The sequence below is a fragment of the Planctomycetota bacterium genome, assembly GCA_026387035.1.
Taxonomy (GTDB): domain Bacteria; phylum Planctomycetota; class Phycisphaerae; order FEN-1346; family FEN-1346; genus JAPLMM01.
In genome coordinates this window covers 1-8,278 of record JAPLMM010000087.1, presented here as the reverse complement: position 1 = coordinate 8,278, position 8,278 = coordinate 1, and the positions used below count along the sequence as shown (strand labels likewise).

Sequence of the window (8,278 nt, the reverse complement as noted above, 5' to 3'; positions counted from 1 at the left end):
AGAAGGCCGCCATCCTCCGGCGCGACCGGGACCGGGCCGTCCGGGATGAAAAGGAACTGGCGCGCGAGATGGGAGAGGCCCGCACGGCCGCCGAAAGAATCGCTCCGGACGTCGAGACCTTCCGCCAACACGAGAAAGCGTTGGCCGACCTCCGCACCCGCCTCGGCGAGACGGAAGAAGAACTGACGCGCCTGCGTGTCGAGGCCTCCGTCGGCCAACCCGCCGCCACCGTCGTCCAGTGGCCGTAATCGGGCGGCGGCCCGAAACCGGCATTGCCGCTTCCGCTAGCGCCGGACCGCCACGCCGGGGCCGATGAATCGCGGCACATAGCCGCCCGCCCCGTGCTGCACCGGCTCCAGTACGACGAACGCCTTCGCGTCCACCGCGCGCACCAGGTCCAACGCTTTCCGCGCCTGCGAACGCCGGACGACGCTGAAAAGAATCTCGACCGGCCCGTCGCGCCCTTCTCCTGCGACGGCGGTGACGGCAAATCCGCCAGACCGCAGGCGGTCGCTGATGAGACCGCCCGGCGGCCGGCTGAGGACGCGAAGAAGCACAAACTCCGCCGAGAGCCGCGCCGCCAGCGTCATCCCCACCAGCGTCCCGACGCCGAAACCCGCCGCGTAGCCCACCATCTGAAGCCAGTGGATCGGCGGGCGAAAGACCGTCGCCAGCGCGACGATGAAGATCCCCGAAGCCACCATGCCGAACACCGCCGCCAGCACGCGTTGGCCTTTGACGATGGAGATGACGCGCAGCGTGTCGATGCTCACGTCGGAGATGCGGCAAAGGAAGATGAAAAGCGCGCCGAGCGCGACCCGCTGCCAGTCCGCCCCGCCGATGGCTTCCGCCAGTTGCCCGAAATTCATGAGACCGTCCTCCCTGCGATGCGTTCGCGAACGCCCCCTCCTCTCCACCATACGCTGCCGGCACGCCCCGGTCAAAACAAAGCGGCGAGCCGAACACCACCGCCGCCGCGCCACAACTTTACAGGACTTGCGACGTATGGCAAGTCCTAGCGGCCTCCATCGGGGCAGAATCCGGTTGTGCCGCCGAATGCTATTGATCCTTGATCCACACGATGGAGCGTCCGCCGCGGTTTAGGCGGGCGTAGTTGGGAATGGCCGTCAGTGGCTTGCCGTCCGAGAATGTGCCCTTGATTACCAGCACCCCGCCCAGGAGATCGCCTTTCCATTCGGTCGCCAACTCGGAGGCCGGACCGAGGACGGAGTTGACGTCCTGGTCCACGCTTTCGATGTTGTAGATCAGCGGGCCATAGCGCAGCGCCACCCGGCCGGCCGTCGCGGCAATCCGGCTGATCCCCTTGATGCGCTGGACCTTCATCGGAAGCACGAGGTCGATCCTGTCCCCGGCCTTCCACTCGCGCGTGAGAACGGCGTAGCCCTGCTCGACGGCGGGCGTGACGGCCGTACCGTTCACCGCCAGCGAGACGATGCCGTCGCAGGCCGGCGAGGCGGTGTACAGCGTGCTGACGTTTCGGTTCGGCACGCGAATCCGGACACTGAAACGCCTCGGCTCGCCCGGGTTCACCGTAATGGCGACGTTGCCGCTCCACGGGTAATCGGTGGCCTGCACCAGCGTGACGCGGGTGGAGGCGACGTTGTCGACCGTGACCGTGCTGCCGATGAAGAGATTCACGTAGAGGCTGTCGGCGCTCCTGGAGTACATCCAAGTCGGCAGGCTCAGCAGCGTGCGGGGTATGTTGCCCACGCAGCAGGGGCATACGTGCCAGGGATAGCGCTGCCCGCCGGAGTCCAGCGCGTTGGTGTAGAAGAAATTCTTCCCCTCCAGGTCAACGCTCCCGAGGATCGCGTTGTAGAGCGTCTCCTCGTACAGGTCCGCATACTTCGTTTCCTGGTAGGCGCGGTTCATCTTGTGCTGGAAGAACAGTTCGCCGCAGCCGGCGCACGATTCACAGTAAGCGTTGTTCGGAAGCGAGTAGTCCTTGCCGAAGCCCTCCGACGACTCGCCGCTGCCCACGCCACCGGTGACGTAATACTTCCGGTTGACGATGTTGTTCCAGAGCGACTTGACGGCGCTGTGGTAATCCGCATCGCCGGTCTCCATGGCGACGTCGGCCATGCCCGAATAGGAATAGACGGCGCGGACGGAGTGGCCGACGGCTTCGTACTGCCGCGTCACCGGCAGATGGCTCTGGTCGTACTCATCGCCGTTCCGGCGTGAGTCCAGAAGGAATTTGGCCAGATCAACGTACTTGCGGCCCTTGCCAGCGCCCTCTCGGGCCTCCACGAACCGGGCGAAGCGGACCAGCGTCTGCTCCAGTTCCTGGTGACCTTCGTACCAGGCTTTCTTCGGCGCCGGACCGATGTTGTCGCACCAGCAGTCGGCCAGGCGTTTGGCGGCTTCGTACAGCCTGGCGTCCTTGCCGCCGGTCATCACGTAGTGCGCCATCGCCGCTCCCATGAAGTAGCCGGCCTGATAGCCTTCGTGGTCGTGCTTGTTGCTCCAGCGCCGTTGGCCCTGGATGGTGTACTGGGTGTGGAGGTAGCCGTCGCTCTCCTGGGCGCTGAGGATCTTGGGAATCCAGTCCTCCAGCGTCTTGCGGAGGGCGGCCTGCGCCTGGAGGATCTCCTCGTCGCCCTGCGCGTCGACCACGAGGGCGATGCACATGGATTCCAGCGTGTTATAGACCGCTGTGTTGGCGAAAACCGCGCCCACGTGCCTGGCAGGCTGACCGGCCAGTTTTCGGCCGGCCTGAACGAAGTTCTCGATGCCCCCCGAACTGGTCTCGGGGTCGTCGATCTTTCGCACGCAGTGCGGAATCCAGTTGACGATGAGCGCCTTGGCCCGGCTGCGCCAGAGGGGGCTGGTGAGGGAATAACCCGTGGTCGCCACCGCGTCCAGCGGAACCGCGGGCGGCGGCGGATCCACCGGGACCTCGAGCGTAGCCGACACGCTCCGTTCCCCGTCATCCGCGGTCAGCCTCAGGACATAGTTGCCCGCTGCGGAAAACCGGGCTGTCGTCGACGCCGCCGTCGCGTCGCCGAAGGTCACGGTGCCAGGGCCGGAGTCCTGGCTCCAGCGAACGGCCGGGGCGGCCTTCGGCTTGCCGTCGTCCCTCACCGTTCCCTCAAGGTATGTCTGCCCGGGCAGCACGACCACCCGGTCCACCCCGGCGTTCACCGTAGGAGCGAAATTAGGCGAGCCTCCGCTGTCGTAAACCCTCCACTCCAGAATGCCCGTGGAGAACTTCTCCTGGCCGTCAAACTCCAGCCGGAGACGCGTCGTGCCGATCTCCGGAAAGGTTGTGGTGTTAAACGTGCTGGCGGCCAGGCCGAGGCCGCTCGCGCCGGTCACCGTAACGAAGGAACTGCCGTCCCAGTACTTCAGCCGGCACGCGGCCGGCAGCCGCACCCCGCGCTGGTCGTCGAACCAGTACACGTCCATCCTGTTGGTCTTGATGGGCTGGCTCCACTCATACTGCACCCACTGCGTTCCGCTTTGAGGCCAGTTGCCGTAGGCCCCGCGGCTCTTGTCACCCGAGTTGCCAGGGGGGAAGCCGTCGTTGAGGGCCCTGAGGGTCTCGGAGCCGGAGACGAAGGAGGTCGAGGCGGCGGCCACGTCGGCCAGGTTCGCCCCCGGCCGGGCATCGGCGGAGACCGAGGCGTCGGCCCCCAGGGCGCCGGCGCAGAAAACGCTCACCGTAACGGCCGCCAACAGGCGGCTGAAGGGTCGGATCATTCGCATCATCATGCAAGTGTTCCCTCCGGAGACTTCCTCCATCGTGCGGGGCAGGCCCATCAACTCCGCGCCCGTCGGTCGGTCTGAGGGGCTCACGCGATTGCCGCCATGGAGATGTCCGCCCCACAGCGCCAACCCATCCGCCTGGAACTCAACCCTGTCCACCACCCGGAGGTCTACGCGGCGAACTCGACCCTGTCAACGTAATATTTCCTCAATGTCGTAGCAAAGCGAAAATGTCCGCTTGAAGGACTTGCGCCAGGGGTGACCGGGTGCGGGGCGGTAGTCCGCAGGATGCTGCGCAGGCGTGGCGACGTGGCGACCTTTAGCGAGGGGAAAAGACAGACCCCCGCGCCTCAGGCGCGGGGGTCTCGAAAAAGCAGCGTTGTGCGGCCTGCTACCTCTTCTTCCTGCGGATCAGCATGGCGATGCCGCCCAGGCCCAGCAGAGCAAGAGTCGCCGGCTCGGGGACGATGTTGATCATGAAGTCGTCAAAGATGGCGCTGGCCGTATTGCTCGAGTACATGGCGTGGCGCAGACCGACTTCCAGGTAGACGCCGGCCAGGTCGTCGCGAGTATGCCTGGAATACTCCGTCCAGGTTGCACCGTCGGGGCTATAGTAGCGGATGAAATCGTTGCCCTCCCGCGCGAGTTTCGTGTACGGGTAGTCGTCGATGTTCTTGGTTGGGTCGCCCGTGTTGGTATTCAGGTTGTTCTCGACGCCGTCATCGATGGACCGACCGATAAACGTCGCGATCCATTCCGGATGGCTGAAGTAGTAATTGGCCACCCAGTTGTCCACGTCCAGGGCGGCGGTCAGCCCGGCGCTGTGCCAGTTCACGAAGCCCATGGCGTACGGAACCCAGTTGCCGTCCACCATTTTCACGGTCGCCTCGAAATCGGTGTCGGCCGGCACCGTCAAGTACAGCAGGGCGCTGTCGGAGTTATCGGTGTTGGACGACGCGAAGGTGAGGAAGCCCGGATTGCTCGTGGTCTCGCAGGCCACGATGCTGCCCCCACCGCCCCCACCGCCGGTCAGTTTCAGCCCCTCCCAGATCGTCCCCGCCAGCGAGGCGGTGTAATCCTGAGGGGTGTTGAAGTCGTCCCCGTAGATCGTTCCGGCTAGGCCGGCGGAGGCGAGCACAAACACCACGCTTCGAAAGGAACCACACAGGACCGATCCACTTGCCACACCAAGCGACTTGTCACCCTCTAACTCCGCCGGAAGTATACCACAAAATCCGGCGAAGTCAAATGGGAAAAGGATTTTTTCGGCATCCGGGGGGTGGGTAAGTGTCTGTAAATAAAGGACTTACGGAGGAAAAATTTTTCGGATTTTCCCCAGTTTTTCCCTCTACCGGCCTCTTCTCCATGAGGCGGCGGGGTTTCAACGCAGAGAACGCAGAGAGCGCAGAGAAAAACGCAGACTGGGGAAAGGCAAAAGGCAAACCCGCCGTCGCCGACCCTGCTCTGCGAAGCCCGCTACGCAGGGCGAAGCAGAGGGCTATGGCGGGCAGGCGGCACGGCCTTCAACGCAGCCCAAAGGGCCCCTTTCTTTTACATGGGGAGAACGCAGAGAGCGCAGAGAAAGGCGGAGACTGGGGGGAACGGCAATGCGGAACCCGGAAACCGGAACCCGGAAAGAAACGGCAAAACCGCACATCGTCATGGTTAGCCGCGACCCGCCGGCATACACCCCGGTGAACTTCGCTCGCCCCCTCGACCTTGACACCCGCCCGCAGCCGGGGTATCGTTAGGGATTCGGTATGCTGGAGTTATTCTGCGCATGCGGCGAACTATCGAAGTCAGAGGCGCTCGGACGCATAACCTCAAGGGCGTCGACGTCTCCATCCCCCACCGGCGCCTCACGGTCGTGACGGGCGTCTCCGGGAGCGGCAAATCGAGCCTCGCTTTCGACACCCTCTATGCCGAGGGACAGATGCGGTACGTCGAATCGCTCTCGGCCTACTCGCGGCAGTTCCTCGAGCAGATGCAGCGGCCGCCGGTGGATTCCATCACGGGCCTGCCGCCGGCCATCGCCCTGGAACAGAGAAACACGGTCAAGAACGCCCGCTCGACGGTGGGGACGGCGACGGAGATCGCGGATTACCTGCGTCTCTTGTTTGCGAGCGTCGGCGAAACGAGTTGCCCGGAGTGCGGCCTCAAGGTCGAGAAACACACAATCCCCGGGGCGGTGGACGCTTGCCTCATGCTGCCGGGCGGTTCGCGGCTCCTGGTGGTGGCGCCCGTCGCGTGCACCGCGCCTGCCGTTTTGCCGCCTGCCACGGCGAAGTTCGCGCAAGCGAACGAAGACGGTTTCAATCCGCCCTTCGACCATGCTCAGGGCCCTGAGGCTCTCGAAGGGCAATCCGCAATCCGAAATCCGCAATACATCTCCCCCCGCCCGTGGGAATCCTTGAGGCGCGAACTCGAGCGCCAGGGATTTCACCGCCTCTGGATCGGTGGACGGATCGTCGAGATCTCCGACGCCGATCTTGCTTCGTCTTTCACTCCGCACTCCGCACTCCGCACTCCGCACTCCGAGATTGAGGTCGTCATCGACCGGCTGGTGCTTGCCGACGCGCCGGCCGAGAGCCGGAGCCGGCTGGCCGAGGCCCTCGAGACCGCGTTCAAGGCCGGCGCCGGGCGGGCGGCCGTCCTGGTGATGGACGCGGCCGGGGCCGAACGCGGGCGCCTGCCGTTCGACGTCCGTTTCAACTGCGCCCGGTGCGGCCGGGTGTTCCCCGACCCGGAGCCGCAACTCTTCTCGTTCAACAGTGCCGTCGGCGCGTGCCCGACCTGCCAGGGCTTCGGGCGGACGAGCGACCTCGACCCGGACAAGATCGTCCCGGACGCGCGCAAATCGATCGACTCTGGGGCGATCGCCTGCTGGCAGACGCCCGCCTACAAGCAGTTGCACAAGGAGTGCCGGCGGGCCTGCCATCGCCAAGGGGTCCGGACCGACGTCCCCTACGTGGACCTCTCGGAGGCGGACAAGCGATTCATCTGGGACGGCGACGGGGACTGGATCGGCGTCCGGGGCTTCTTCGACTGGCTCGAGACGAAGCGCTACAAGGTCCACGTCCGCGTGATGATCGCGCGGTATCGCGGCTACTACACGTGCCCGACGTGCGGGGGTCGGCGTCTGCGGCCGGAGGCCCTGAACGTCCGCGTCGGCCGTAAGACGATCGCCGACCTCGCGCTTGAGCCGGTGAAAGACCTGCGGGCGTGGTTCGACGCGCTCGGACTCGGCGCCCAGGATGAGGAGAAGGCGGCGGTGCTGCTCAGGGAAATCCGCAGCCGACTCACGTATCTCGACGACGTGGGCCTGGCGTACCTGACGCTCGACCGCCAGACGCGCTCGCTCTCGGGCGGCGAATCGCAGCGGATCAACCTGGCGTCCGCCCTCGGCTCCAGCCTGACGAACACCCTTTACGTGCTGGACGAACCGACCGTCGGCCTCCACGCCCGCGACACGCACCGCCTGCTTGGCATCCTCAGGGGCCTCATCGCCAAGGGCAACACCGTCGTCGTCGTCGAGCACGACCCGGAGATGATTGGGGCGGCCGAGCACCTCGTGGACTTGGGACCCGGCGCGGGCGAAGCGGGCGGCGAAGTCATCTTCGAGGGCCCCTACTCTGGCCTGGCCGCGTGCGAGGCGTCGGAGACGGCCCGGCAACTGGCGACCCACGCCGGCCGCGCCATGTCGCCCTACGGGCGCCGGCCCAAGGGATGGATCGCCCTCTCGGGGGCGAGGGAACACAACCTGAAGAACCTCTCGGTGCGGTTCCCGCTTGGGCTCCTGGCGTGCGTGACGGGCGTCTCGGGCAGCGGCAAGACGACGCTCGTCCACCATTGCCTGTACGGGCAATTCATGCACGCGCGCGGCCGGCCGGTGGACGACGTCGGCCGGTGCGACGCCCTCGAGGGCATCGACGAAATCGACGACATCGTCCTGGTGGACCAAAGCCCGATCGGCCTCAGCACCAGATCGAATCCTATCACATATGTTAAGGCGTACACGGCGATCCGGAGCCTCCTGGCCCAGACGCCGAAGGCCCGCGTCGGCGGCGTCACGGCGGCAAACTTCTCGTTCAACGTCGCCGGCGGCCGATGCGAGGTCTGCAAGGGCGTCGGCGCCGTCACCCACGACATGTACTTCATGGCCGACGTGACGGTCGTCTGCCAGGAATGCGGCGGCAAACGATTCAAGAAAAAGGTCCTCGACGTCCGCTGGGAAGGAAAGAACATCGACGACATCCTCGCCATGACCGTCCAGGAGGCAAGGGCCCACTTCCGCGAGCACAAGGAACTCGTGGCGCGGCTCCAGCCGCTCGCCGACGTCGGGCTGGGGTACCTCAGGCTCGGTCAGAGCACGGCCTCGCTGTCGGGCGGCGAGGCCCAGAGGCTGAAACTGGCGTCCTACCTCGCCGCGCCGAAAAAAGGCCGGCAACATCTTTTCATCTTCGACGAGCCGACGACCGGCCTCCACCTGGCCGACATCCAGGTCCTGCTGAAAACCTTCCACCGCCTCGTCCACGCGGGGCACTCGCTC

Annotated in this window: 5 protein-coding genes; 2 read left to right on the top strand and 3 right to left on the bottom strand. The window is 65.6% G+C overall.

Annotation, left to right across the window (positions count from 1 at the left end):
- Positions 1 to 248, top strand: a 248-nt coding sequence (locus NTX40_02940; protein ID MCX5648045.1) for a hypothetical protein, incomplete at its 5' end; no start/stop codon positions are given.
- A 36-nt stretch (positions 249 to 284) separates the two neighbouring features.
- Here NTX40_02940 and NTX40_02935 read toward each other — a convergent pair.
- The 3 genes from NTX40_02935 to NTX40_02925 form a co-directional block, all read right to left on the bottom strand.
- A complete protein-coding gene (locus NTX40_02935; protein MCX5648044.1) occupies positions 285 to 869 on the bottom strand; it encodes a DUF5698 domain-containing protein in 585 nt (194 codons plus the stop codon).
- A 190-nt stretch (positions 870 to 1,059) separates the two neighbouring features.
- On the bottom strand, positions 1,060 to 3,735 hold the full coding sequence (locus tag NTX40_02930) for a glycoside hydrolase family 127 protein (protein ID MCX5648043.1): 2,676 nt from the start codon (positions 3,733 to 3,735) through the stop codon (positions 1,060 to 1,062).
- 385 nt (positions 3,736 to 4,120) lie between these two features.
- Positions 4,121 to 4,915, bottom strand: a complete 795-nt coding sequence (locus NTX40_02925) for a PEP-CTERM sorting domain-containing protein (GenBank protein ID MCX5648042.1) — start codon at positions 4,913 to 4,915, stop codon at positions 4,121 to 4,123.
- 594 nt (positions 4,916 to 5,509) lie between these two features.
- On the opposite strand from NTX40_02925, the gene NTX40_02920 reads away from it, so the two are divergent.
- Positions 5,510 to 8,278 (top strand): excinuclease ABC subunit UvrA (locus NTX40_02920; protein ID MCX5648041.1); only part of this gene is annotated, 2,769 nt, incomplete at its 3' end.

Excerpts from the sequence above, each read along its gene's own strand:
- NTX40_02935 (MCX5648044.1), bottom strand. The coding sequence starts at position 869 with ATGAATTTCGGGCAACTGGCGGAAGCCATCGGCGGGGCGGACTGGCAG.
- NTX40_02930 (MCX5648043.1), bottom strand. The coding sequence starts at position 3,735 with ATGATGATGCGAATGATCCGACCCTTCAGCCGCCTGTTGGCGGCCGTT.